This window comes from Pseudomonas yamanorum, from assembly GCF_900105735.1.
GTDB classification, from domain to species: Bacteria; Pseudomonadota; Gammaproteobacteria; order Pseudomonadales; family Pseudomonadaceae; genus Aquipseudomonas; species Aquipseudomonas yamanorum.
In genome coordinates, this window is the sequence record NZ_LT629793.1 from 6221662 (window position 1) to 6247842 (window position 26181).

Annotated in this window: 13 protein-coding genes; 10 read left to right on the top strand and 3 right to left on the bottom strand. The window is 64.2% G+C overall.

Annotated features, from left to right (window positions below; genetic code table 11):
* Positions 1–831 precede the first annotated feature (831 nt).
* Entirely contained in the window at positions 832–1428 is a 597-nt protein-coding gene (locus tag BLU46_RS29045; RefSeq protein WP_093208677.1) for a type II secretion system protein GspJ, read from the bottom strand.
* Positions 1421–1873 (bottom strand): GspH/FimT family pseudopilin, encoded by a 453-nt coding sequence (locus BLU46_RS29050; RefSeq protein WP_093208680.1) that lies wholly within the window; start codon positions 1871–1873, stop codon positions 1421–1423. The genes BLU46_RS29045 and BLU46_RS29050 overlap by 8 nt, the downstream gene beginning before the upstream one ends.
* An 85-nt stretch (positions 1874–1958) precedes the next feature.
* Here BLU46_RS29050 and BLU46_RS29055 point away from each other — a divergent pair, with 85 nt between their 5' ends.
* On the top strand, positions 1959–2390 hold the full coding sequence (locus BLU46_RS29055) for a type II secretion system protein N (RefSeq protein ID WP_063029138.1): 432 nt from the start codon (positions 1959–1961) through the stop codon (positions 2388–2390).
* On the opposite strand, the gene gspI is transcribed toward BLU46_RS29055, so the two are convergent.
* On the bottom strand, positions 2377–2775 hold the full coding sequence (gene gspI, locus BLU46_RS29060) for a type II secretion system minor pseudopilin GspI (protein WP_063029140.1): 399 nt from the start codon (positions 2773–2775) through the stop codon (positions 2377–2379). The two genes, BLU46_RS29055 and gspI, sit on opposite strands and share 14 nt — an antisense overlap.
* Positions 2776–2923: 148 nt before the next feature.
* Between gspI and gspG the strand changes: the two genes are divergently transcribed.
* The 9 genes from gspG to BLU46_RS29110 all read left to right on the top strand — a co-directional run bounded on the left by gspG (position 2924) and on the right by BLU46_RS29110 (position 26147).
* Positions 2924–3361 carry a type II secretion system major pseudopilin GspG gene (gene gspG, locus BLU46_RS29065; RefSeq protein WP_017475328.1) on the top strand — a complete coding sequence of 146 codons (438 nt, stop codon included), beginning with the start codon at positions 2924–2926 and terminating at the stop codon, positions 3359–3361.
* Between the two features lie 8 nt (positions 3362–3369).
* Positions 3370–4317 (top strand): type II secretion system minor pseudopilin GspK, encoded by a 948-nt coding sequence (gene gspK / locus BLU46_RS29070; RefSeq protein ID WP_157721319.1) that lies wholly within the window; start codon positions 3370–3372, stop codon positions 4315–4317.
* A complete protein-coding gene (gene gspL / locus BLU46_RS29075) occupies positions 4314–5426 on the top strand; it encodes a type II secretion system protein GspL (RefSeq protein WP_093208682.1) in 1113 nt (370 codons plus the stop codon). The genes gspK and gspL overlap by 4 nt, the downstream gene beginning before the upstream one ends.
* On the top strand, positions 5419–5943 hold the full coding sequence (gene gspM, locus BLU46_RS29080) for a type II secretion system protein GspM (RefSeq protein WP_093208685.1): 525 nt from the start codon (positions 5419–5421) through the stop codon (positions 5941–5943). Before gspL ends, gspM begins: the two co-directional genes overlap by 8 nt.
* Positions 5940–8249: a type II secretion system secretin GspD gene (gspD, locus tag BLU46_RS29085; RefSeq protein WP_093208688.1), complete on the top strand. Its 2310-nt coding sequence runs from the start codon at positions 5940–5942 to the stop codon at positions 8247–8249. Before gspM ends, gspD begins: the two co-directional genes overlap by 4 nt.
* Positions 8250–9104: 855 nt before the next feature.
* A complete protein-coding gene (gene gspE, locus BLU46_RS29095) occupies positions 9105–10523 on the top strand; it encodes a type II secretion system ATPase GspE (protein ID WP_093208691.1) in 1419 nt (472 codons plus the stop codon).
* The gene (gene gspF, locus BLU46_RS29100) at positions 10523–11734 is read left to right on the top strand and encodes a type II secretion system inner membrane protein GspF (protein ID WP_093208694.1); all 1212 of its coding nucleotides are present in this window, start codon (positions 10523–10525) and stop codon (positions 11732–11734) included. Before gspE ends, gspF begins: the two co-directional genes overlap by 1 nt.
* A gap of 483 nt (positions 11735–12217) precedes the next feature.
* Positions 12218–13381, top strand: coding sequence for a substrate-binding domain-containing protein (locus BLU46_RS29105; RefSeq protein ID WP_093208698.1), 1164 nt, complete (start codon positions 12218–12220; stop codon positions 13379–13381).
* Positions 13382–13583: 202 nt separating this feature from the next.
* On the top strand, positions 13584–26147 hold the full coding sequence (locus BLU46_RS29110) for a filamentous hemagglutinin family protein (protein ID WP_093208701.1): 12564 nt from the start codon (positions 13584–13586) through the stop codon (positions 26145–26147).
* The last annotated feature ends 34 nt before the right edge of the window (positions 26148–26181 follow it).

A 26181-nucleotide genomic window follows, 5' to 3' on the forward strand; every position in this document is an offset into this window, starting at 1 on the left:
ACGGACTTTTAAACGCAGACCTTGAAAGGGATGGCTCTTACAGCGACTCACTTTGGAAAAGCCCCAAAGTAAGCAAAGGGCTCTGCCCCGCCTGTCGGCGCCTCGCTGGGGCTCGGCGTTCCCTCACTCCGGCATTGCTCCGCGGGCCGCCGCGACGGGCCATCCATGGCCCGGCGCGGCTAAACCGGCGTCCTGCCGGTTTACCCGCTCCGCACTGCCTGCGTTCGGCCTCGGGCTTATTGGGGCAGTCAGATCAAAATCAAAAGCAAGAGCACAGCGGCCTACCGGCCGGCTTGAGTGTTGAAAGCAAAGGCAAGATCCAGAGCGAAAGCCAAATCTGAAGCTGATGCAGCTCTGCTTTTCTGTGGGAGCTGGCTTGCCTGCGATGCAGACAACTCGGTACATCAGGTACACCCAGTTGATGCCATCGCAGGCAAGCCAGCTCCCACATTTGGACCGTGCCCGCTTTAGCTTTTGATTTGGCTGTTGCTTCACCACACTCAAGCCGGCCGGTAGGCCGCTGTGCTCTTGATCTGCTTTTGATCTTGATCTTAGGCGCCCCGTTAAACCACGCTGGCCGAACGCAGGCTTTGGAGCGTGGGTAACCCGGCAGGACGCCGGGTTAGCCGCGCTGGGCCAAGGATGGCCCATCGCGGCGGCCCACGGTCCAAAGCCGGAGTGAGGGCACACCGAGCCTGGGCGAGGTGCCGAGTGGTGGGGCAAGAGCGTTTTGCTTACTTTTGCGCTGTTCAAAAGTGAGCCGCTGTAAGAGCGGAACCCATATCAGCCATCACCCAAATAACGGATATGTACACGCCCCCCCAAAAAGCCCTACCGCAGGGGCCCAAAAACCTGCCGATACCGCTCCACCCCCTGACCCGCCTCCCGCACCAGAACCACCTCAACCCCCAGCGGCTCCTCCTGCCGATTCCCACTCAACTGCCGCCACCCCTTATCCCAAACCCGCACCTGCAAATCCCTGACCTGCCCAAGCACCGCCACCGCACCCCTGGGCGCTGGCAGCGGATACCGATCCCGCGCCGGTGCCGCCGCCCGATACAGCGTGTCCCCCTTGAGCCACCACCGCACCCGCTGCAACCCATCCCCAGGAACCGGCGCACTCCGGATCACCTCCAACCGAAACCCCTTGCTATCCGAACTCCTCACCGACACCGCCGCCAACCCCCCAGGCTTCGGCGCCTCATCCCCAATCGGCGGCCCCAACTCAACCCCCGCACGCAAACTCAGATCCAGCTGCATCTGGTTCAGCGCCCGCAACAAGGTCTCAGTCTCCTCACTGCTGGCCTGCAAGTGCTGATCAGCACGGGTCACACTGTCCAGCCCGCGCCAGGCAATCACACTGACCACCGCCATCAACATGATCGCCACCATTACCTCAATCAGCGTAAAACCCTTCTGGTTACTCATGACTCACCACCCGCAACAACCCCGCCGCATCCCGCTGCAGACTCAGGCTGTGTAGCCCATCCGACAGCACCACCCGCATCGGCGGGTTCACCCATTCAGCATCCAGCACCAGGTGCTTCCCGGGCTCGATGCGCACCTGCATCGGCGTGCTGTCCCAAGCCCGCGGGCGCAGTTGCTGATCGCCACTGAAGTCCTCCAACCCCAACCCGTCATCCGTCGTGCGGCTAAAGCGAAACCCCTTGGCATCCGCCTTCCAGGTAATCGCCCGGCCATCCGCGCGAGCCTCGGCCTGGGCCACCTGCAGCAACTGGCTCAGGCGTTCCGCGTCCTTGCGCAGCAGGTGCAGCGGATCAGGCTTGATGCTCAGGCTGATGGCCGCACTGGCGATGCCGATGATCACCAACACCACCATCAGCTCGATCAACGTGAAGCCCTGCTGTTTCATTTTTTGCTCCCTGATCAACCGCTGAAATAAAAAGGTGTGAATTGCCCTGTAGCCTGAGGCAACGGACAACCAGGAGGTCCCGCCCATGGCATTCACCCATCGTTTTTCACCCGCCCATGGCGTCCAGGCCTTGGCGTTGCTGGCAGCGCTGGCAGGGGTGGCGACCTGGACGCCGTTGCTGCTCACGTCGGCCGAGTCCCACACCCCGCAGGCCGCGCCCCAGGCATTGGTCTCCCGCAGTGACAACCCTGCCGTGCAGTGGTTTTCCAATACCCCGGCGGTGATGCAGATCAAGGTCTCCGGGGTGCTTGCCGGTGCCCGTGGTGCGGTGGCCATCCTCAGCCTCAACGACGGGCCGCCCCGCAGTTTTTTGTTGGGTGAGCGGCTAAGCCCCGGCGTGCGCTTGACGGCCATTGAAGGCGATAGCGTGGAGATCGAACGTGGTACTGAAAAAATCCGCGTGCCCCTCGACAAGTTGCCCGACGGCCCGGCCTTGCCAAGCCTCACTCGGCAGTAACCGCGCGCTTCACCGGCGGGCGCCCCATCAAGGTTTCCAGGCGCGCCAGGGGTGGCGCTTCACGGGTCGCGTCCAGCACCCGAACGCTGACTTGGAACAGCCGCCCATCCGGCCCGTTGCTGATGGTCTGTTCGCAGCGCAATTTCAGCCGACCCTGGTCGCAGTCGAAGGTCTTGCGCCCGGGACTCACCCGACCTTCCAGGCGCAGTTCCGCCAGGCGACTCTGGGCCGCCAGCAGCGCCATCGACTTGTCCCGCAGCAGCCCGTTGCTGGTGGTCATCAGCCCGGCCACGCGCACGGCTGCGGCCATGGCCACGGCGATGATCGCCAGTGCCACCAACACTTCAATCAGGGTGAAACCTTGCTCGTTGCGGGGGCCGCCCATGGCGTACTCAAAACCGGGAATCAGGCCCGCAGACTAGTCCCCGGAGTTGACCGATTGGCGACCAAAGCTCCCGAGGATTTTCAACATGACTGACATGTGTTCTTGCAACACTGCGCCACGAAATGCACTCAAGCCAAGGAATGTCGAGATGGATATCGCACACTTCACCTCCCCACGCAGGCAGCGTGGTTTCACCCTGATCGAGATCATGGTGGTCGTGGTGATCCTGGGGATTCTGGCGGCGCTGGTGGTGCCCAAGGTGCTCGACCGCCCGGACCAGGCGCGGGCCACAGCCGCCAAGCAGGACATTGGCGGGCTGATGCAGGCCCTGAAACTCTACCGCCTTGACCACGGTTCTTATCCCACTATGAACCAGGGCTTGAAGGTGCTGGTGGAGCGCCCGGCCGACGCGAAAAACAGCAACTGGCGTGCCTACCTCGAGCGCCTGCCCAACGACCCGTGGGGCAACCCTTATCACTACCTCAACCCAGGGGCCAACGGCGAAGTGGATGTGTTCTCCCTCGGCGCCGACGGGAAACCCGATGGTGACGGCGTGAATGCCGATATCGGCTCCTGGCAGCTGTAAGGCCGGCGATGAACAGCCATTCGCCCCCAGCGGCGAAGCAGCGCGGCATGGCGATTATCAGCGCCTTGCTGATCGCGGCCGTGGTTGCGGTGATTGCCGGTGCCATGCTCACCCGGCAGACCGTGTTCACCCGCAGCCTGGAAGCCGAACAGCTGCGTATCCAGGGGCAATGGTTATTGAATGGCGGCCTGGAAACCAGTCGCCAACTCCTGTGGGATGCGCGCCGCCAGGACGTCTTGACCCGGCTCGATCAACCGTGGGCACGCCCCCTCGGCGGTGCTTTCGAGGGGCGGATTGAGGATGAGCAGGGCAAGTTCAACCTGCGCAATCTGGTGACCCAACAACACCCGGACGCCGTGCAATTGCAGAGCTTCGAGCGCCTGTGCCAATTGATCGGCATCGACCCGGCCGTGAGCCGCCGCATCAGCCGGCGGGTGATCGACTCATACGACCAGCGCGAGGTCACCGCCTCACTCACCGGTGGTTTCAACAGCAGCCGCGATACCTCGCCCGGAACAGCTGCGCCATTGATTCCAGCCAAGTACCCCATGCTGCGCAGTCTCACTGACCTCAGCGGTATCGAAGGCCTCGACCCGCGTCAACTGCGGCGCATGGCGAGCTACGTCAGCGTGCTGCCCGGCAATACCTGGGTCAACGGCAATACCGCCAGCGCCGAGGTGCTCAGTAGCGTGGTGCCGGGGCTTAGCCTGTCGCAGGCCCAGGCCCTGGTGGCCGAGCGCGACGGCGGGCGCTGGTTTATCAATCGCGGAGATTTCGTCAACCGGTTGCGCATGCCACAGGTCGCGGTGGACACGGTGCAGGTGGGGATCACCAGTGAGTGGTTTCGCGTGCAGGGCCAGGTCCGTCGCGAGCAGCGTCGGGTGACGTTGGAGGCGTTGCTGTATCGCCCCGAAGACCGTCAGCCCCAGGTGATCTGGTCGCGGGTGGGCGTATGAAGCGTTTGCGAATCGGCTTGCCGCCACTGGATGAACTCACCACCGAGAGCCAGGTGCAGTTCGCCTGGTTGGACCGCGCCGGGCAGGTCAGCCAGCTAGGCCAGGGCAGCCTGGCGCAACTGGCGAATAACCCGGCGGCGTTTTTTCTGCACCCGCGGGACAGCCTGCTGACCAGCCTGGAGCTGCCGCAATTGCCCTCCGCCAAGGTCGACGACGCAGTGACGTGCGCGGCCCAGGCATTGATCCTTGGCTCGTTGGAGTTGATGCATGTGGCCCACGGTCCACGGGAAAGCAGCGGACGGGTGCAGGTGGGCTGGTTGCCCAAAAGCAGCCTTGAACACCTGGGCCGGATAACGACCCAATTGAAAATCAAAGTGCGCGGCCTATACCCGGCACCGTATGCGTTGCCAGTCAGCGAGCCACCCAGCGCGGCATTCAGCGACGGGCATTTGCTGCTGCGCCTCAGTGTCCAGCAGGGTGCGGTGCATCCGTTGGGACAGCCCGCGCTGGATGATCTGCTCGCCACCGGCGTCGATGTGCATCAAGTGACCGGCGATGCCCGTTGGGCTGGGCCATTGCCGGGCTGGGGTTTGCACGGGCGGCTTCAGCAGGCGGCCACCGGTGGCTGGGGCAGGGCGGCGGCGTGCACGGCGCTGGCGGTCGCCATCTGGACCCTGGGCCTGAACCTCTACGCCGCCCGCCAGGTCGAGGAAGGCCAGCGCCTCAAGGCGCAGATGAGCCAGCAAGTGCGCCAGGCCTTTCCCGAGCTGCCGGTGATTCTCAACCCGCTGCAACAAGCCCGTCAGCAATTGGCCGCACGCCAGAGTGGCGCGGCGGCTGAGCCGGGCCAGCGTTTTACCGGCTTGCTGGCGCTGGCGGGTAGCAGCCTGCCGTCCATGGCGGGCAGCGTCGAGAGCCTGAGCTACGAGCAAGGCCGTTTGCAGGTGAGCCTGCTGCCCGACACCCGCAGTCCGGCGCTGGCGGCGGACGCGCAGGCGCTGCTGGCCCAGGCCGGGTTCGCCGCCACCCGCGACGACCAGGGCTGGACCCTCGGCCCGCTCGCCGAGCGCGTTGAAGTCGATGCAGACGATGAGGCCGAAGATGAATAAGCGTTGGCAGCTTATGCGCAGCCGGGCTCAGGTGTTCTGGAATGGCCTGGCCGTGCGTGAAAAACGTCTGCTGGTGGGTGCCGGCCTGGTGCTGGCGGGGCTGCTGACCTGGTTGCTGTTGATCCAGCCACCGCTGAAGAAGATCGATTACTGGCAAGCCGAAACCCCGAAACTGCGCAGCCAGGCCGAGGCCTTGCAGGTGCTGCTGCAAGGCGTCGCGGCAACCCCGCGCAGCAATGACCTGGAAACCGCCTTGCACCAGTCCCTCGACAACGCCGGGCTACAGGGTCGCTATCACTTGCAGGCGCAGGACGCCGGTAGCTGGCGCCTGACCTTCGAGCAAGCCCCGGCGGATGCCGTGGTCGACTGGCTGCTGGCCAACCCTCGGCCATTCTCCCTGGAAGTCTCCGAGGCCCGCCTGCAACGCGCAGGCGCTGCCACCCCTTCAAACTCGGCCGGCACCTTGTCCGGGACCGTTCGCATGGATCAGGCGCCTGGCGCTAAGGAAGCTTCATGAAGTGGTCATTGCCCAACGCTGCGCCTTATCGCAAGGTCGCTCCTTTGCTGTTGCTGGCGCTGGGAGCGTGCAGCAATCCCCAATCGCCCACACCGCTGCTGGTGGACAGCGAACTCGGCCAACCCCTGGCCGACACCCGACGCAGTGGCGACACACCGCTGGACCGCCAGCGCGAACCGCTGCCGCCAGCCCGAGTGCAACACCCGGTGACCAACAGTGCCCGCAGCCACGCCACCGCCCCGGCCAAGGCGCGCAACCCGTTGGGCGATCAGCCGGTGCAACTGAACTTCGTCGACGCTGATATTCAGGCCGTAGTGCGCGCCTTGTCCCGCGCCACCGGCCAGCAGTTCCTGGTGGACCCACGGGTGAAAGGCAACCTGACCCTGGTCAGCGAAGGCCAGGTACCGGCGCACCAAGCCTACGACATGCTGCTGGCGGCGCTGCGCATGCAAGGCTTCAGCGTGGTCGACGTGGGCGGCGTGGCCCAGGTGGTGCCGGAGGCGGATGCCAAGTTGCTGGGCGGGCCGATCTACAGCGGCGCCAACCCGGGCGGGCAGGGCATGCAGACCCGTACTTTCCGCCTGCAATACGAAAACGCGGTAAACCTGATCCCGGTATTGCGCCCCATCGTGTCGCCGAACAACCCGATCAACGCCTACCCTGGTAACAACAGCATCGTCATCACCGACTACGCAGAAAACCTTGCACGGGTGGCACAGATCATCGACGGCATCGACACCCCGAGCGCCATCGACACCGACGTGGTGAAAGTACAGAACGGCATCGCCGTGGACATCGCCGCCATGGTCTCGGAGTTACTGGAAACCCAGGGCGCCGACCAGACCCAGAAGATCAACGTGATCGGTGACCCGCGCTCCAACTCCATCATCATTCGCGCCGGCAGCCCGGAGCGCACGGAACTGGCGCGCAACCTGATCTACAAGCTCGACAACGCCCAGAGCAACCCGAGCAATATGCACGTGGTGTACCTGCGCAACGCCCAGGCCGGGAAGTTGGCGCAGTCGCTGCGGGGCTTGCTCACTGGTGAGAGCGACACCGGTACCAGTGACAATGCCCGCGGCAAACTGAGCAGCATGGGCGGCAACACCCAGACCGGCCAGGGCAGCACCCAGAACAGCAGTGGCATCCCCACCGGCAGCGGCACTGCCCAGCCCAGCGGTTACGGGCAAGACCCCAGTACCACCGGCGCCTCTTCCCCCAGCGACCAGAACACCGCGTTCAGCGCCGGTGGCGTGACCATCCAGGCGGACGCCACCACCAACACCTTATTGATCTCCGCGCCGGACCCGCTGTACCGCAACCTGCGGGAAGTGATCGACATGCTCGACCAGCGTCGCGCCCAGGTGGTGATCGAAAGTTTGATTGTCGAAGTCAGCGAGGACGATGCCAGCGAGTTCGGGGTGCAGTGGCAGGCGGGGAACCTGGGCGGGAAGGGTGGCTTTGGCGGGGTGAACCTGGGGGGCAGCGGCTTGAATGGAACCCCCACCAGCAAGACCAGTATTGATGTGCTGCCCAAGGGTTTGAACATCGGGCTGGTGAACGGCACGGTGGATATTCCCGGGATCGGCAAGGTGCTCGACCTCAAGGTGCTGGCCCGGGCGTTGAAGAGCAAGGGCGGGACCAATGTGTTGTCGACGCCGAACCTGCTGACCCTGGATAACGAGGCGGCGAGTATTTTTGTGGGGCAGACGATTCCGTTTGTCACCGGCAGTTATGTGACCGGTGGTGGCGGCACCAGTAATAACCCGTTCCAGACGGTGCAGCGGGAGGAGGTGGGGCTGAAGCTGAACGTGCGGCCGCAGATTTCCGAGGGTGGGACGGTGAAGCTGGATATTTACCAGGAGGTCAGCAGTGTCGACACGCGGGGTTCGGTGGACGCCGGGACGGTGACGAACAAGCGGGCGATTGATACGAGTATTTTGCTGGATGACGGGCAGATCATGGTGCTCGGGGGGCTGTTGCAGGATGGGTACAGCCAGGGTAATGACGCGGTGCCTTGGTTGTCGGATATTCCCGGGTTGGGGGCGTTGTTCAGGAATGAAAAGCGCAGTGTGACGAAGACCAATTTGATGGTGTTTTTGCGGCCTTACATTATTCGCGACAGTGGGGCGGGGCGCAGTATTACGCTCAATCGCTATGAGTTTATGCGCAGGGCCCAGGGTGGGTTGCAGCCGGAGCGCAGTTGGGCGATGCCGGATGTGCAGGCGCCGCAGTTGCCTTCGGTGGATAAGGCGATTCCCGAGGCGCAGGGTGTTAGGGCGGTGATTCGGGCGGTGCCGCGGTGATTTGGGTTTTGGATTGGGGGCATATCCGTTGCTGCGGTAACGGCCACCTATGGTTCCGCTCTTACAGCGGGTCACTTTTGGCAAACGCCCCAAAAGTAACCAAAAGGTCTTTGCCCCACCACTCGGTGCCTCGCCTAGGCTCGGCATGCCCGCACTCCGGCACGCCTCCGCGGGCCGCCGCGACGGGCCATCCATGGCCCGGCGCGGCTAAATCGGCATCCTTGCCGATTTACCCGCTCCACCGTGCCTGCTTGCGGCCATCGTGGTTAACGGGGCCCGCAGATCAAGATCAAAAGCCAGATCAACAGCAAGAGCACAGCGGCCTACCGGCCGGCTTGAGTGTTAAAAGCAAAAGCAAAAACCGGAGCGAAAACAGAGCTGCTTTTCTGTGGGAGCTGGCTTGCCTGCGATACAGACAACTCGGTTTTTCAGATACACCGAGGCGATGCCATCGCAGGCAAGCCAGCTCCCACATTTGGACCGTGCCCGCTTTAGATTTTGATTTTGCTCTTCAACACTCAAGCCGGCCGGTAGGCCGCTGTGCTCTTGCTGTTGATCTTGATTTTGATCTTAGGCGCCCCGTTAAACCACGCTGGCCGAACGCAGGCTTTGGAGCGTGGGTAACCCGGCAGGACGCCGGGTTAGCCGTCCTGGGCCAGGGATGGCCCATGACGGCGGCCCACGGTCCAAAGCCGGAGTGAGGGCACACCGAGCCTAGGCGAGGTGCCGAGTGGTGGGGCAAGAGCGTTTTGCTTACTTTTGCGCTGTTCAAAAGTGAGCCGCTGTAAGAGCGGAACCATAAGCGGCCGTTACCGAAGGAATGGATATGTACACAGCCAAACGAAGCCCAAAAGCATGAGCCTCCTACCTTACGCCTGGGCCAAATCCCAACGCATCCTCCTTCACCCGGGACCCCAGGGCCCGACGCTGACCATTTGCCCCTCAACCCCCGGCTGGTCCATCAGCGAAGTCCACCGCCAGTTCGGCCAGACCCACCTCATCCAGGTACGCGACGACGAACTCGACGGCCTCTTGGCCAGCGCCTACGCCGACACCGGCAGCGCCGCCGCCGTGGTGGGCGCCGCCGAAAACGAAGTCGACCTCGACCGCCTCATGCAAGACATCCCCGAAATCACCGACCTGCTCGACACCCAGGACGGCGCCCCGGTGATCCGCATGATCAACGCCTTGCTCACCCAAGCCGCCCGCGACGAAGCCAGCGACATCCACATCGAACCCTACGAAACCCACTCTGTGGTGCGCTACCGTGTCGACGGCACCCTGCGCGATGTCGTGTCCCCGCGCAAAGCCCTGCACGGCGCCCTGGTCTCACGCATCAAGATCATGGCCCAACTCGATATCGCGGAAAAACGCCTGCCCCAGGACGGCCGCATCGCCCTGCGCGTCGCCGGTCGTCCCATCGACATCCGCGTCTCCACCGTGCCCACCGGCCACGGCGAGCGCGTGGTGATGCGCCTGCTGGACAAACAAGCCGGCCGCCTGCAACTGGAAACCCTCGGCATGGACCCCGCCGTCCTGGGCAAACTCGACAGCCTGATCCGCCAACCCCACGGCATCGTGCTGGTCACCGGCCCCACCGGCAGCGGCAAGACCACCAGCCTCTACGCCGCCCTGGCCCGGCTGGATGCAAGCACCAGCAATATCCTGACCGTCGAAGACCCGGTGGAATACGACCTGCCGGGCATCAGCCAGATCCAGGTCAACGCCAAGATCGACATGACCTTCGCCCTGGCCCTGCGGGCGATCCTGCGCCAGGACCCGGACATCATCATGATCGGCGAAATCCGCGACCTGGAGACCGCGCAAATCGCTGTCCAGGCTTCCCTCACCGGCCACCTGGTACTCGCCACCTTGCACACCAACGATGCCGTTTCAGCGGTCAACCGCCTGATCGACATGGGCGTCGAACCGTTCCTGCTGGCCTCATCCCTGCTCGGTGTATTGGCCCAGCGCCTGGTGCGCCGCCTGTGCCCCCACTGCAAGCAGGAAGACCCGGCGGCGCCCGGCACCTGGCGGCCGGTCGGGTGTGTGCAGTGCAACCAGATCGGCTACAGCGGGCGTACCGGTATTCATGAATTGTTCTGCATCGATGATGAGCTGCGCGGGCTGATTCACCAGGGCGCTGGCGAACAAGACCTGAGAGCGGCAGCCCGCCGCGCCGGCATGTTCAGCATGCGCGAAGACGGCGAACGCTGGGTGCGCAGCGGCGCCACTGCCCCCGAAGAAATCCTGCGCGTAACACGGGACGCCTGATGAACCGATACCGCTACGAAGCCGCCGACGCCACCGGCAAGCTGGAGTCCGGGCACCTTGAGGCAGACAGCCAGAGCGGCGCCTTTGCCAACCTGCGCAGCCGGGGCCTGACGGCCTTGCAGGTGCAGATCGAGAACAACAACCCGCAAGCCGGCGGCAGCAGCCGGTTCGGTGCCAAGCTCTCGGACAATGACCTGGCCTGGGCCACGCGCCAGCTGGCGAGCCTGCTCGGTGCGAGCCTGCCGCTGGAGGCCGCGTTGAGCGCCACGGTGGAGCAAGCCGAGAAAAAACACATCGCCCAGACCTTGAGCGCGGTTCGCGCCGATGTGCGCAGCGGCATGCGCCTGGCTGATGCGTTGGCCGCGCGGCCCCGGGACTTTCCGTCGATCTATCGGGCGTTGATCGCGGCGGGGGAGGAGTCCGGCGACCTGGCCCAGGTCATGGAGCGCCTCGCCGACTACATCGAGGAACGCAATAACCTGCGGGGCAAGATCCTCACGGCGTTTATTTACCCGGGCGTGGTGGGGCTGGTGTCCATCGGCATCGTGATTTTCCTGCTCAGCTACGTGGTGCCGCAGGTGGTCAGTGCGTTTTCCCAGGCCCGCCAGGATCTGCCGGGGCTGACGTTGGCGATGCTCAACGCCAGTGATTTTATCCGCGCCTGGGGCTGGCTGTGTTTTGCCGGGATCGTGGGTGGTTTCTGGAGCTGGCGCCTGTACCTGCGCAACCCGGTGGCACGGTTGAACTGGCACAGCCGGGTGCTGCGCCTGCCGCTGATCGGGCGCTTTGTGCTGGGGCTCAACACCGCGCGTTTTGCCTCGACCCTGGCGATTCTCGGCGGAGCAGGTGTGCCGTTGCTGCGGGCGCTGGAAGCCGCGCGCCAGACCCTGTCCAACGACCGCCTGAGCCAGTGCGTCAGCGACGCCACCGCCAAGGTGCGCGAGGGCGTCAACCTGGCGCCGGCGCTGGCGGTGGAAAAGGTCTTTCCGCCGGTGCTGATCCACCTGATCGCCAGCGGCGAAAAAACCGGCTCCCTGCCGCCGATGCTCGAGCGTGCGGCGCAAACCCTGTCCCGGGATATCGAACGTCGGGCGATGGGCATGACGGCGTTGCTTGAACCCTTGATGATCGTGGTGATGGGCGCCGTTGTGTTGGTCATCGTCATGGCGGTACTGCTGCCGATCATCGAAATCAACCAACTGGTGACCTAGTCGCTGGCGAAACGCGGTCAAAAATGTGGGAGCTGGCTTGCCTGCGATGGCGGTGTGTCAGTCGCCCAGGATGCAAGCTGACCCGCCGCCATCGCAGGCAAGTCAGCTCCCACATTTGAACTGCGTTTCTTCAAGACTATTTTCGCGCGCCTGACACGCGGGTCCCAAACTCGGGTTCCTCATTCTGTCATCTGCCCAACCCTGCAACACGGCCTGTGCCGCCTCCAGCCCGGCACTCGAAATCCGCGCTGAAACCCCGCTGTCATCTCACCTCCAAACCGTCCAAAAGCATGACCAAAACACCCGAGAATCTTTTTAAAAATCAAGCCGTTCCTCCCGAGGTTTTTTCCTTTAGCTGTCATCGGATGCTGCGAGATTTCATACCCATGGCCTCACCCCTTGCTACCCCCGAACCACAGCCCGGGACCGAAGCCATAGCGTCATCTACCCCCAACGTACAAACACGACGAAAGGAGCTTCTTCATGTTTAAGCGCAACGTTCTCGCGGTATCCATGACCCTCGCTGCACTGTGCTCGGCCCAGGCTGCCATGGCAGACATCAACGGCGGCGGCGCCACCCTGCCACAACCGCTGTACCAGACCTCCGGCGTATTGACTGCCGGTTTCGCCCCGTACATCGGTGTGGGCAGCGGCAAAGGCAAACTGGCGTTCCTGAACAACGACTACAGCCAGTTCGGCACCGGCACCAAGAACGTGCACTGGGCGGGCAGCGACTCCAAGCTGACCTCGACTGAACTGTCCACCTACGCCTCCACCAAACAAGCGGCCTGGGGCAAGCTGATTCAAGTGCCTTCGGTAGCCACTTCGGTTGCCATTCCATTCAACAAGGCCGGTACCAACGCGGTTGACCTGAGCGTTGATCAACTGTGCGGCGTGTTCTCGGGCCGCATCACCACCTGGGACCAACTCCCGGCTACCGGTCGCACCGGTAACATCGTGGTGGTTTACCGTAACGAAGCCAGTGGCACCACCGAGCTGTTCACCCGTTTCCTGGCAGCCAAGTGCGTCAATGAGTCCAAGAAGTTTGTGGTCACCACCAACTTTGCAGACAGCTTCGGCGTGCCGGTAGGTGCCGTGCCTGCCGTCACCAGCCAAGGCGTGATGGACGCGCTGAACGCCGGTGATGGTCGCATCACTTACATGAGCCCGGACTATGCCGCTCCTACCTTGGCTGGCCTGGATGACGCCACCAAAGTGGCCAAGGTCGCCGGTGTTTCTCCAGCCCCTGACAACGTTTCCGCTGCCATTGCTGCTGTGCCAGTACCGGCGGCTGCCAACGTCGCCCTGCAGAACGCCTGGGTACCAGTATTTGCTGCTGCTGCCGACGCCAATGACCCAAGCGTCGTGCCTTACCCAAGCACCGGCTATCCAATCCTGGGCTTCACCAACCTGATCTTCAGCCAGTGCTACGCCGACGCCACCCAAACCTCGCAAGTGCGTGCGTTCTTCACCCGTCACTACGGTGCCAGCGCCCTCAACACCAACGACAATGCCATCAAGGCCAACCGCTTTGTGCCGCTGCCAACTGCCTGGAAAGCCGCGATCACCAGCAACTTCGTCACCGCAACCAGCGCGCTGAGCATCGGCAAGTCTGATGTCTGCAACGCCATCGGTCGTCCGCTGTAAACCACGCTTTTACCGACCGGCAACACCCGATCAGCAACGGCCTGTGCCGTTGCTGATTTTTTGCGTTGGCGGCCGGGCTAGCAGTCTTACATGAACTTTCCATGACAGAAGTTCAGTCCCGCCCCTCGCCAACCGCCTAACTCCCATACATGACGCACATCGCCAGTTCCCCATGGGCAATAACAAAGAAGGAAGCTTCCTGATGGTCCGCTGCAAACCACCGGTCAACCTGAATGCCCAAGGCCCTGGCGGCCAGACGATCCTGCGCCTCAAGCCACTGGCCCAAGCGATTGCCTTGTTCATGGTGGCAGGCAGCGCCAACGCGGCGACAGCGTTCAGCTCCGGCTGGTTTGCCGACAAGGGTGCCGCCCAGGCGGCGACTGCGGCCCGCCTCAACGGGGCGCAGGTGCCGGGAATTCCGTCGTTGAATCAGCAGGCGCGGGCGAACCAGCAGCTGTCACGTTCCATCAGCACGCTCAACAACAGTGTTGCGGCGATTGCGGCCCAGCAGGCGGCACAAGCGGCAGGCCGGCAAGCGGCGCTCGGCCAGGTCTCGACGATTCCCGACGGCCTCGGCAAGGGCGGCTTGCAGGTGGACAACAGCCTGACCCAGGGCTGGACCAACGCCAAGGGCCCGACCCAAAGCCAGTCCGGTGGCAAGACCACCGTCAGCATCGAGCAGACCGCCGACAAGGCGATCCTCAACTGGGAAACCTTCAACGTCGGGCGCAACACCACGGTCGATTTCCAGCAGCAGTCGAATTGGGCGGTGCTCAACCGCGTCAATGATCCCAACGCGCGCCCCAGCGAAATCCAGGGCCAGATCAACGCCCCCGGCACCGTGATGATCATGAACCGTAACGGGGTGATCTTCAGCGGCAGCAGCCAGGTCAATGTGCGCAACCTGGTGGCGGCGGCTGCCACCATCAGCGATGACCAATTCACCCAGCGCGGGATTTATGTGGATGCCAACGGCACCCAGCCGACCTTCACCGACGCGGCGGGCAAGGTCGAGGTGCAGCGCGGCGCGTTGATCCAGACTCACAACCCGGCCACCTCCACCGACGCCGGTGGCTATGCCTTGCTGCTGGGCTCGGAAGTCGAGAACGCCGGCAGCATCATCACCGCCAAGGGCCAGGCCACCCTGGCCGCCGGCGACAGTTTTTATATCCGCAAGGGCGTCGGCACCACCGGCAACGACCGCTCCACCACCCGTGGCAATGAAGTGGCCACCCGCCTCAAGGCCGACAGCACGTCGGGCAAGGTCAGCAACAGCGGCCTGATCATGGCGTCGACCGGCGACATCACCCTCACGGGGCACCAGGTGCAGCAGAACGGCGTGGCCCTGGCCAGCACCTCGGTGGATACCCGCGGCACGATTCACTTGCTCAACGCTGCCAGCGATGCCACCGGCAGCGTGACCCTGGGCGAGGGCAGCACCACGGCGATCCTGCTGGACGCCAGCGGCAGCACCGCCCTCAACAGCCAGAAGGACAATGGCCTGAGCAAGCTCGACGGCCTGCCCGCCAACCTGATCACCGGCCCGTTCAACAACCTCAGCGCGGTAGCCGACCGCACCGACCAATCGCGGATCGAGATCGTCAGCGGCGGCACTGTGGACGTCCAGAAAGGCTCAATCACCCTGGCCACCGGCGGCCAAGTGGCCGTCAGCGCCAGCCAACGCAGCCTGGTGCGCGATGGCGCGATGATTGATGTGTCTGGCGCGATTGGCGTCAAGGTGGCGATGGAAGCCAACAACATCAAGATCAACGTGCAGGGCAACGAGCAGCGCGATGCGCCGGTCAACCGTGACGGCGGGCAATTGATCAACAACGACGTATGGGTCGACCTGCGGGACCTGGTGTTCGTCCCGGCCGGCACCAACGGCTATGCGACGGACCGCTGGTACACCGCTGGCGGGCTGCTGGAAGTCGGCGGTTACCTGGGCACCCAGGGCCATTCGATCGGCGAGTGGATGGCCCAGGGTGGCACCGTGACGTTCACCGGCAAGGACGTGGTGACCCAGCAGGGGGCCCAGGTCAATCTGTCGGGCGGTACCGTCGATGTTCAGGCCGGCTACATCCGCCAGACCTGGCTCAAGGGGCCTGACGGCCAGCTCTATGAACTGTCGAAAGCCCCCGCGGACATTCTCTACGCGGGGATCTACAAAGGCTTTGAAGACACCAGCGCCCGCTGGGGCCGCAGTGATTTCTACTACAACCCGCTGGTGGCCCAGCAAAGCCGCTACGAGGCGGGCTACACCGTGGGCCGCGACGCCGGCAAGCTGGTGGTGGGCACCACCAACGCGGTGCTGGAAGGCCAGTTGATCAGCGATGTATTCCAGGGCGATCGCCAGACCCAGGCCCCCAATATCAACCTTGATGGTTATCAACAGTCACAGCAGGCCATGGCCCAGCGGGCGCAGTTGATCATTGGCCAGTACACGCCGGTCTACAACAAGGCCACCGGCACCTTGCGCTACGCCTTGACCCCGACCATCGACCAAGTGCTGATCGAGAGCACCACGCAAAAAATCGCCGACGGCCTGGACCTGGCCACCGCGCTGCCGACCGAGCGTCAGGGCAAACTGGTGCTCGACAGTGACCTGCTCAATGGTTACCGGTTGGGTGCGATCAAGGTCGGCGCCAAGCAGCAGATTGACGTCCATGGCGCACTCAAGGTGGCGGACGGCGGCGACATCACCCTATTCGGCCCTGTGGTTTCAGTCAATGCCAACCTCACGGCCCACGGTGGCAGCATCAACGCGGGCAACCTGTTGAATCAGGTCGACCTCAATCGCTCCAATGTCGTCGGCGACGTGATTCTGCCGGGCACCGGGCGGCTCGATGTGGCCGCCGGGGTCAGGCTGGACAGTTCCGGGCGCTGGAATAATCTGGCGCTGGACCCATCGGCCACTGACGGGGTGGCGTATATCAACGGTGGCAAAGTGTCGTTGCGCAGCTCCGGGGACGTGAACCTCGCAGCGAGCAGCCGGGTGGACACGTCGTCCGGGGCAACCATCGGCCTGGATGGCAAAGTCCGGGGCGGCAAGGGCGGCGACGTGACCGTGGGCGCACTGGGGGCTTTGGACCTGGGCGCTGAGATTCGCGGCTATGGCGTCAGCGCAGGCGGTACCTTGACCTTGCAGGCCAACCAGGTGCAGATCGGCGAGAGCCCGCAGGCGCAGGACGCCAAGACCTTGCAGTTGGCCGGGGATTTTTTCAACAAGGGTTTTTCGGCCTATGACATTACCGGCAACGAAGGGTTGCTGGTCACCGATGGCACTCAGGTTGATGTGAGCGTGCCGGCCTACCGGCTCTCGGAGCAGGCCGCCACGACGCCGGGCGGCGGCGATGCGGCCAGCGTTATGGAACGTTGGACCCCGCCGCTTTACCAGGAAGACGCCAGCAAGGACGTACTCACTCAACGGCGGGGCGCCAGCCTGACCCTTTCCGCCGGCCACCTGGAGTCGCCTGCGGCGCAATTGCCGACAACGGCACTGGTGGTGGGCAAGGGTGCGGTGATCAGCGTCGACCCGGGCCAGGCAATCAATCTGCGCAGCATCGGCCAACTGACGGTCGACGGCACGCTCAATGCCTGGGGTGGCAGTGTCAACCTGAACGGCCTGACCACGCGGGCGTTCGAGCAAGCCAACGCGATCGGGCATGGCCGCTCCATCTGGCTGGGTGAAAACGCACTGATCGATGTCGCCGCCCGGGCCGCGACCGCCGTGGATAATCGCGGAAGCCAATACGGGCTGGTCCGCGACGGTGGCAAGATCAGCATCGGTGGCGAGGTCAACCTGAGCACCGGGACGGTCACGGCCAGTGACCTGTTTGTGGTGGTACGCGAGGGCGCCCGGCTGAACGCGTCGGGCACGCAAGCCGTGTTGGATGTACCGGGGCAGGGCGCAACCCGGGTGGCCAGCAATGGTGGCAGCATCAGCCTGGCGTCCAACAATGGCTTGTACCTGGACGGCAGTCTGGTAGCCCGGGCCGGCGGTGCCGGCGCAGCGGGCGGCAGCCTGAACGTGGCGCTGGACAGCCCGTATTACACCAAGAGCAGCGTCACGGACCGGGTACTCAAAGTGCGCGAACTGGTGCTCGGCCAGACCCATCAGGCCCACCCGCTCGCCGGCTCCGCCGCCGACGCAGCCGACAGCCTGGAATACGGCCATGCTCGCCTGGGCGTAGACCAGGTCAGTGCGGGCGGTTTCGACAACCTGGCGTTGATGAGCAACGGCCTGTTGAGTTTCGACGGCGATGTGTCCTTGGCCATGGGCCAGGGCCTGCGCCTGTACAGCGGTGCCTTCAACCTCAGTGAGGGCGCGGCGGCCAATGCTCGGGTGAATCTGTCGGCACCCTATCTGCTGCTGTCCGGCATGGATTCGCCGGCCCGGGAGTTCTACGTGAACCCGGTGTCGGTGTTGCCGTTACCATCGCTGCGCGCCACCGAGGCGCAGTTCAATGCCAGTGGCAGCTTGATCGATGTGCGCGGCAGCGTGTTGTTTGGCAGCAAGGGCAAACTGCGCCAGGCCGACGACAGCCTGGTGGGCCTTGAGCGTCGCGGCTTTGATCAGGTCAACCTGACCAGCCAGGGCGATCTGCGCTTCCTGGCGGGCGCCAACCCGGACGGCGTGGCCTTGAAGGTCAGCACCCAGTTATTGACCCAGGGCGATATGACCTTGCGCGCGGCGCAGTTGTATCCGGCGACGGAGGTCGGTGCGCGGGTCATTGCGGGCTACTTGAGCGAATTCAACAGCCTCAACATCACGTTCGACCCGCTGCGTACCCTCACCATTGGCCGTACCGGCAGCACGGATGCCGCGGTGCCTTACTCGGCATTCGGGCGCCTGCAACTGGGCGCCGCGACGGTGCGGCAGGGCGGCGTGGTACGGGCGCCCCTGGGGTTGATCGATATCGGCACCATGGGCAGCAGCCAGGTGCAATTGTTGCCGGGCAGCGTGACGTCGGTGAGTGGCAAAGGCCTTGTGCTGCCGTATGGCGGCACCCTGGATGGGCAGGTCTACACGTACAACGGCAAGACCGTGACGTTTGTCGGTCAAGGCGGGCTGGTCAATCAGAACGCGGAACTCAGCGTCGGGGTGATGCTCGGCGGCCAGTCGGTGCAGGTGCAGCCTGAGGCTACCCTGGACCTGTCCGGCGGTGGCGAGTTGCTGGGGGCCGGGTTCGTCTCCGGGCGTGGCGGCTCTACGGATGCGCGCTACAGCCCGTTGGTGCAGTTCGGCGCCAATGGCGGTTTTGTGTTGCCAGGCCTGGGCACCAACCCGATTTACGCCATCGTGCCCGGCGTGCAGCCCGGCGCGGCGCCGGTGGCGCCGGAGAAGGGGGCGGTCGATCCGTTGGTGGGCCAGCAGGTCACCATCGGCGCCGGAGTGCCGGGGCTGCCGGCGGGCACTTATACCCTGATGCCGTCCACCTACGCCTTGTTGCCCGGTGCTTTCCGCGTCGAGATCAACGGCCTGGCCGGGCTCGGCAGTGATGCCGCCACCCAACGGATGCGCAATGGCTCCTGGTCCACCGCCGGGCGCTTGTCCATCGCCAACACCGGGATCAGCAACAGCGTCGCCAGCCAGTTGATTTTGACCTCGGCCGATACCTTGCGCCGCTATTCCCAATACAACGAAACCAGCTACGCACAGTTCGCAATCGCCGACGCCGCGAAACAGGGGGTGCCACGCCCGATGCTCGCCGTCGACGCCAAGACCCTGAAACTGGCCTTGCGGCCCGGGGGCGGCGCTGATGGGTTTTCGTTCCAGGGCATAGGCCGTTTTGAGGCGGCGGCGGGTGGCTACGGTGGCGCCGTGGCGGTGATTGATCCAAGCAAACGCGGTATTGAAGTCGTCGCGGCGGGCAGCTCCGCAACCGCCGGCTTCAGCGGTATTACCTTCAGCGACGACAGCCTCAACGCCCTCGGGGCCTCGCGCCTGATGGTGGGGGGCATGACGGCGGTGCAGTATGGCCAGTCCGGCAACTACATCGTTCTGGCAGGCGGTACCAATCAGGCCGACAGCGCAATCACGCTACGGGAGGGCGTGACGCTCGCCGCGCCGGAAGTTTTTCTGTTGAGCGACACGAAAGCGATCGTTCTGGAGCAAGGGGCATCCATCAACACCATCGGCCGTGGCCAGGCCAGCTACGATGCCCGCGATGGGTTTATCTACAAGGTCACCAATATGCTGGCGGTGTCCAACGGCTTGCTTAATGTCATTTCATCCGGTTCGGCGTTTCCCAGCGGCGGGATCAGGGTCGGGGTGTGTGACACGGTCGTGTGCAGCGGGCAAACCGGACTGTACTCCGAAGGCAGTATCGTGGCGCTGACCAACAATACCTTCCAGCTCGGCGACCAGGTGCGCTACGGCACCCGCCACCTCAACCTGGGGGTCAACACCATTAACCTGGGCAGCGTGGACGCCCTGGCTGCTGCCGCTGCGGCCAATCAGTTGCCCGCCGGCCTGACACTCACCCAGGCGCTTCTTGATCGCCTGCTCAAGGGTGATACCCAGTTCGGTGCGCCGGCCCTGGAAACCCTGCAGCTCTCGGCGCGGGACAGTTTCAACTTCTACGGCAGTACCTCCCTGGACACCTATGACCCACTGACGGGTAAATCGCGTCTGAGCAACCTGATGCTTTCCACCCCGGCAATCTACGGTGCCGGTGGCGCTGGCGACGTGGCCAGTATTCATACCGCCAACCTGATCTGGCAGGGCGCGACCACACCACCGGGTAGCGTGATAGGCGGCGGGGCGGGCACTGGCAGCGGGCGCCTGGATATCAACGCCGAACGTATTGAGTTCGGCTACGGCGCCTTTGCCCAGACCAATACCGTGAGCAGTTTCGACCGCCTGGCTTTGGGCTTTGCCAGCGTGAACCTCAATGCCAGCGAGCGCATTACCGCCAACCACAAGGGCAGCCTCTCGGTGTATCAGAGCCAGGGCGCCTATGACCCGGTGAAGGGCTTCCAGTACAGCGGTGGCGACCTGAATATCATCACGCCCCTGATGACCGGCGAAGCCGGTTCGGTGAACCGCATCACCGCAGGTGGGGCGATTGATCTTGCAGCGTCCACGGGCGCACGGGGCAAGGCCAACGGCCAGGGCGCCGAACTGTCCCTGCAAGGCGACAGCATTCGCCTGGCCACGGCGGTAGTGCTGCCCAGCGGCAAAGTCAGCCTGGGGGCCCGGGGCGATGTGGTGTTGACCGACGCGGCCATGGTCGACGTGGCCGGTCGCGCCATCGTGTTCAACGATGTGACCCAGTACGGCGCGGGCGGCACTGTGCTGCTGGACAGCGGCAGCGGCAATATCCTGCAGGCCGCCGGCTCGATCATCGACCTCTCCGCCAAAAACAACCAGGCCGGCAAACTGCGGGCGGTTGCGGTGGACGCGGCGGGCGGTATTGTCGACCTGCAAGGCACGATCCTCGCCGGCAGCAGTGGCTATTACGATGCGGGCGGGACCAGGATGCCTTATGAGGCCGGCACCGTGGAAATCCAGGCCCAGCGCCTGGGCAGCAGCGGCTCCCTGGACCAGCAGTTCGCCGACCTCAACCAGCGCCTGAATCAAGGCCAGGTGTTCGGCACACGCAGCTTCCAGCTCAAGCAGGGCGACTTGACCATCGGCAATGGCCTCAAGGCCGGCACCCTCAACGTCTCCGTGGACAATGGCAGCCTGCGGGTCACCGGCCTGGTGGACGCCAGTGGCGAGCGCGTCGGCAGCATCAACCTGGCCGGCAAGCACGGCCTGACCCTGGACGGCGGCGCGGTACTCGACGCCCATGGCAGCCAGCTGCGGGTGGACAGCTACGGCAAGATCATCGACTCGCCCAACCGGGCCATGGTGGTGCTCGGCTCCGGCACCGGCCAGTTGACCCTGGCCGATGGTGCACGCATCGACCTGCGTCACGGCACCGAGGTGGTCCAGGGCAATGACGGGCGCAACCGCGGCACCCTGGAACTGAATGCACCACGGCTGATCAACGCCGATGGCACCAGCAACGACATCAACATTGATGCCCATGGCCGCCTGACGATCCAGGGCGCGCGCTCGATCGCCCTCAACGGCATGATCAGCTACGACGATGCGCCACTCGTTACCGACCCGACGGCCAGCGGGCGGCCTTACCAGCAGATCGACCAGGCCTACCTGGATGGCAAGCATGTGCTGAGCACGGCTTTTATCAACGGTGCATTGCTCAACCAGAACCTGCTGCAAAACAAACTTGCCGGGCTTAACAACTCAACCTATGCCGATGCCTTCCACCTGCGGCCCGGGGTGGAAATCGTCAGCAAGACCCCGGACGGTGACCTGGTGGTGCAGGGCGATCTGGACCTGTCCGGCTATCGCTACGCCAGCCTCAACCCCAACAGCCAGAAAACCTCGGTGTATGGCTCCGGTGAGTCGGGCAGCCTGACCCTGCGCGCCGGTGGCGACCTGAACATCTACGGCAGCATCAACGATGGTTTTGCGCCGCCGCCGCAGACCGTCGATGACAAGGGCTGGGTGTTGTTGCCGGGCATCGACTTTACCGGCGGCACGATCATCGTGCCGGGTAACGGCATCACCCTGGCGGACGGCACGACTTTCCCGGCTGGCACCGTGCTCAACTACGACCTGCCGATCAAGGCCGTGGGCGTGGCCGCCGGTACGCGCTTGCCGACCCGAGCGACGCTGAACCAGGACCTGACGCTGCCTGCCGGTACGGTGCTGGCCGCAGCAGTGTTCGACAGCGCCGGCAATGTGCTGTTTGCAGCCGGCACGTTATTGAGCCAGGCACACACCCTGGCGGCCGGTTCACAGCTGGACGCCGGCAGCCTGCTGACCCAAAACACCCAGCTCGGGGCGCTGATCTGGCCCAAAGGTGTGCCGTTGCCGACGAATTCTCAGGCGATCAACCCATCGTTCAACGTCGTGACGCTCAATGGCGACATGCCGCTGTCGCGCGGCGCGTTGATTCCTTCCGGCACCAACGTCAAGTTGCCGGGCGGGGCTGAGTCGGTGGCGTTGCGCCCGGAAGTGGCGGGGCGCCAGGGCAAGCTGTGGGCTCTCTCGCCGATGCTGGCCGAAGGTTCGCAATCCTGGTCTCTGCGGTTAGTAGCGGGTGCCGACACCGAGGCGGCCGACAGCCGTATCCTGCAAGCCCATCCGCGCAGCGGCGACCTGCGTTTGGCCGACAGCCACTACGGCATGTTTGCCAAGGAAATGCCCGCCAAGGGCAAGCTGACCTGGACCGCCTTTGCGGTGGAGGACTTTGCGGCCAACGGGGTGGTGGTCAAGGAAGGCGATCCGATCGACCAAAAGACCCTCGATGATTTCGGGCTGGGTTCGATTGATGATTTCTGTGCGGGCAATCCGGCGTACTGCGCAGTGAAAGTGGGCTATGTCTGGACCGAATTCGGCGCCAAGGACCTGGCGGACAACGGGATTATCGTCACCGTCGGAACGCCGATCGAGCAAAGCATCCTGGACCAGTTCGGTATCCCTTCCATCGATGAGTTCTGTGCAAGTTCGCCCGCCTACTGCCTGGCCCAGAGCGGCAAAGAGTATGCGGCGACCCCGTCCAGCAGCCGTTTCAGTGTGATTCGCACCGGTACGGGCGACCTCGAACTGCTGAGTGCCGGCAACTTGAGCATGGACTCCCTGTACGGGGTCTACACCGCCGGTACATCGTCCACCGCAACCGGTGCCGGTGACCCCTACAACCAGCCCAAGGCCCTGAACAGCGGCAAGACGGTGCTCAACGATACCAACAGTTATTTTGAACAGTTCGTCAATGGTTCATCTGACAGCCTGTACCGTGCCTGGTACCCGGAGGCGGGGGGGAACCTGAGCGTGAACGTGGGGGGCAACCTGACGGGGAATATCCTGGGAAGCGTCTTCAACCCAAGTCGGCCCAACCCCTTGGATAACGGCATCGACTCCGCCGATGTGGCCAACTGGTTGTGGCGCCAGGGCAGCGGCACGGTGAACACCGGTGGGCAGGCGCAGCCGACGGCCTGGTGGATCAATTTCGGTAGCTATACCGCCAATGCCTCCAAGGCTGATGCGTTTGTCGGGTTTACCGGTTTCGGCACCCTCGGCGGCGGTGACGTGGACGTACAGGTAGGCGGTGATGCCGGTGTGCTTCGGCGCATGGACGGCAAGCAAATGTCGGCCTCTGCCAACCCGCGCAGCCAAGGGCTGGTGCTGGCGGTTGGCAGTACCGGGCGGGTTGCCGGTGATGGCAGCCTGCAGTTGACGGGCGGTGGTGATTTACGGGTGCGTATCGGTGGCGCCCTGAACCCTGGCAGCGTGGTTGACGTAAACGATCAGAACGGCCAGTTGGTGAATATCCGGGGCAATGCCCAACTGCAAAGTGCAACCACGGGCCGGATCGACCTGACCTACGGCAGCAACAGCTCTGAGCAGAGCCCGGGCGAAACCCGCGCATTCGATCCGTTCCAGGCGACCCGTGGCCGGGCAGTGGGGGGCATCACCCTGGTACCGGGTGATGCCACATTCAACCTGACCACATTGGGTGACCTGGTGCTGCAGCAAGTGATTGACCCGGGCCGTGTCGTCCTGCTGAACAACTCATCGTTTACCCGTGGCGGGACGAGTGGGACCGGCGAAAGTTGGTTCTCATTGTGGACCGGGCACACGGCAATCGACCTGTTTTCGGCGGGGGGCAATTTGACGCCAGCTGTCTCCGCCGCAGCGTCCGACCTGGCAACTGTCTACCCATCGATCGTTCGAGCGACGGCGGCTGGCGGCAGTATTTATTACGGAAACGCCGTCCTGGGGTCCCAAGCCGATACGAGTCCGATAAATGCCTTGGTGCTCGCCCCAGGTGCCAGCAGCCAGTTGCAATTCCTGGCCCATGACTCGATTTATGCGGGCGGTATGTTTATCACGCCTTCCGGGGCCGACCCCAGCATCATGGCCACACCTTGGCGGCCGGCGTTTGTCGGGACCGTTGATGGCCAGGTGGTTGTCGATGGCAACAATCTGTCGGAAAACGGTAGTTCGCCGGGTTCCATTCCGCGGCCTCTGTTTGCCTTTGGCTCCGCCACGGCGTCGGCAGCCGCTTACGCGCCAACGGAACCGGCGCGGTTCTATGCCTTGACCGGCGATCTGGTGGGGGTCAGCAGCGGCCGGACTCTGACGTTTAATTCTTCCCCCTCGTTTTTGCATTCGGGGCAGACCTGGTACGAGGGTAACGGGCCGGTTTGGATGATGGCGGGGCGAGACATTGTCAGCAGTGGCAGCCGTTTTAATACGGCCCCTGGTGCGGTCAGCGAGCAGTCGACCGGCAACCTGTTTATCCACAACAACCCCGCTGACATCTCCATCGTCTCCGCCGGGCGCGACATTCTGTACAGCAACTTCCAGGTTGCCGGTCCCGGCCTGCTGGAAGTGACGGCGGGCGGCAATATCCTGATGTCCGGGCGTGATCCGGCGAAGGGTGGCGAAGTCAGCATCACCAGCCTTGGCCCGGTGGTCGCGGGCGACAACCGCCCTGGCGCAGGCATCGTCATGCAAGCTGGCGTCGGCCCCAACGGCCCGGATTACCGGCGCTTTGTCGAGGCCTACCTGGACCCGGTCAATCTCGTCCAGCCAGGCGAACCCCTGTCGATCCAGGGTGGCAAGGTTGCCAAGACCTACGAAAACGAACTGGTCACCTGGCTCGCCGAGCGCTTCGGTTTTGTCGGCAGCAGCGAGCAGGCCCGTGCGGTTTACGCAGCACTGCCCGCCGAGCAGCAACGGGTGTTCGCCCGTGATGTGTACTTCGCCGAACTCAAGGCTGCCGGCCGTGAGTACAACGCGGTGGGCGGTGTGCGCCAGGGCAGTTATGTACGGGGGCGGGCGGCGATTGCCGCGCTGTTCCCGGACAAGGACGTGGCCGGCAACCCGATCACCTACAAGGGCGATATCACGCTGTTCGGCGGCTCCGGCGTGCACACCAATTTCGGCGGCTCGATCCAGATGCTGACCCCGGGCGGCGGGCAGACCTTCGGCATCGAAGGCGCGGCACCGCCGTTCACGGCAGGTGTGATCACCCAGGGCGCCGGCGATATCCAGTTGTATTCCATGGGCAGCATCCTGCTGGGCCAAAGCCGCATCATGACCACCTTCGGCGGCTCGATCATGGGCTGGTCCGGCGAGGGCGACATCAACGCCGGTCGCGGTTCCAAGACCACCGTGGTGTACACGCCGCCCAAGCGTGTCTATGACAACTGGGGCAACGTCACGCTGTCGCCGGCGGTGCCGAGCACCGGGGCGGGGATTGCGACGTTGAATCCGATTCCTGAAGTGCCGGCCGGCGACATCGACCTGATCGCCCCGCTGGGTACCATCGACGCGGGCGAGGCGGGGATTCGGGTCTCCGGCAACATCAACATCGCCGCGTTGCGGGTGGTGAACGCGGCGAACATCCAGACCCAGGGCAAGTCGTCCGGGGTGCCGGTGTCGGCAGCGGTGAACACCGGGGCCATGACCTCGGCGAGCGCGGCCGGTGCGGCGGCGTCCCAGGCGGCGGAAGATGCCGCCCGCAGCCAGCAGGCGGCGGCCAAACAGGGCCGGGCGTCGATTGTCACGGTGGAGGTGTTGAGCTTTGGCAGCGAGCCGGTGCAGCGCAAATCGGAGGACGGCCAGAAGACCTCGGGCTACAACCCCAACAGCCCGGTGCAGGTGCTCGGCGCCGGGCCGTTGAGTGACCAGGCACGGGCGCGGTTGACGGATGAGGAGCGTCAGCAGATCAGTTTGTAGTGTTAGAAAAGGACCTCTCGTTGTATTTGGGGCG

Coding starts and splice junctions, on each gene's coding strand:
- BLU46_RS29045 (WP_093208677.1), bottom strand. CDS start 1,428: ATGAGTAACCAGAAGGGTTTTACGCTGATTGAGGTAATGGTGGCGATC.
- BLU46_RS29050 (WP_093208680.1), bottom strand. CDS start 1,873: ATGAAACAGCAGGGCTTCACGTTGATCGAGCTGATGGTGGTGTTGGTG.
- BLU46_RS29055 (WP_063029138.1), top strand. CDS start 1,959: ATGGCATTCACCCATCGTTTTTCACCCGCCCATGGCGTCCAGGCCTTG.
- gspI (WP_063029140.1), bottom strand. CDS start 2,775: ATGGGCGGCCCCCGCAACGAGCAAGGTTTCACCCTGATTGAAGTGTTG.
- gspG (WP_017475328.1), top strand. CDS start 2,924: ATGGATATCGCACACTTCACCTCCCCACGCAGGCAGCGTGGTTTCACC.
- gspK (WP_157721319.1), top strand. CDS start 3,370: ATGAACAGCCATTCGCCCCCAGCGGCGAAGCAGCGCGGCATGGCGATT.
- gspL (WP_093208682.1), top strand. CDS start 4,314: ATGAAGCGTTTGCGAATCGGCTTGCCGCCACTGGATGAACTCACCACC.
- gspM (WP_093208685.1), top strand. CDS start 5,419: ATGAATAAGCGTTGGCAGCTTATGCGCAGCCGGGCTCAGGTGTTCTGG.
- gspD (WP_093208688.1), top strand. CDS start 5,940: ATGAAGTGGTCATTGCCCAACGCTGCGCCTTATCGCAAGGTCGCTCCT.
- gspE (WP_093208691.1), top strand. CDS start 9,105: ATGAGCCTCCTACCTTACGCCTGGGCCAAATCCCAACGCATCCTCCTT.
- gspF (WP_093208694.1), top strand. CDS start 10,523: ATGAACCGATACCGCTACGAAGCCGCCGACGCCACCGGCAAGCTGGAG.
- BLU46_RS29105 (WP_093208698.1), top strand. CDS start 12,218: ATGTTTAAGCGCAACGTTCTCGCGGTATCCATGACCCTCGCTGCACTG.
- BLU46_RS29110 (WP_093208701.1), top strand. CDS start 13,584: ATGGTCCGCTGCAAACCACCGGTCAACCTGAATGCCCAAGGCCCTGGC.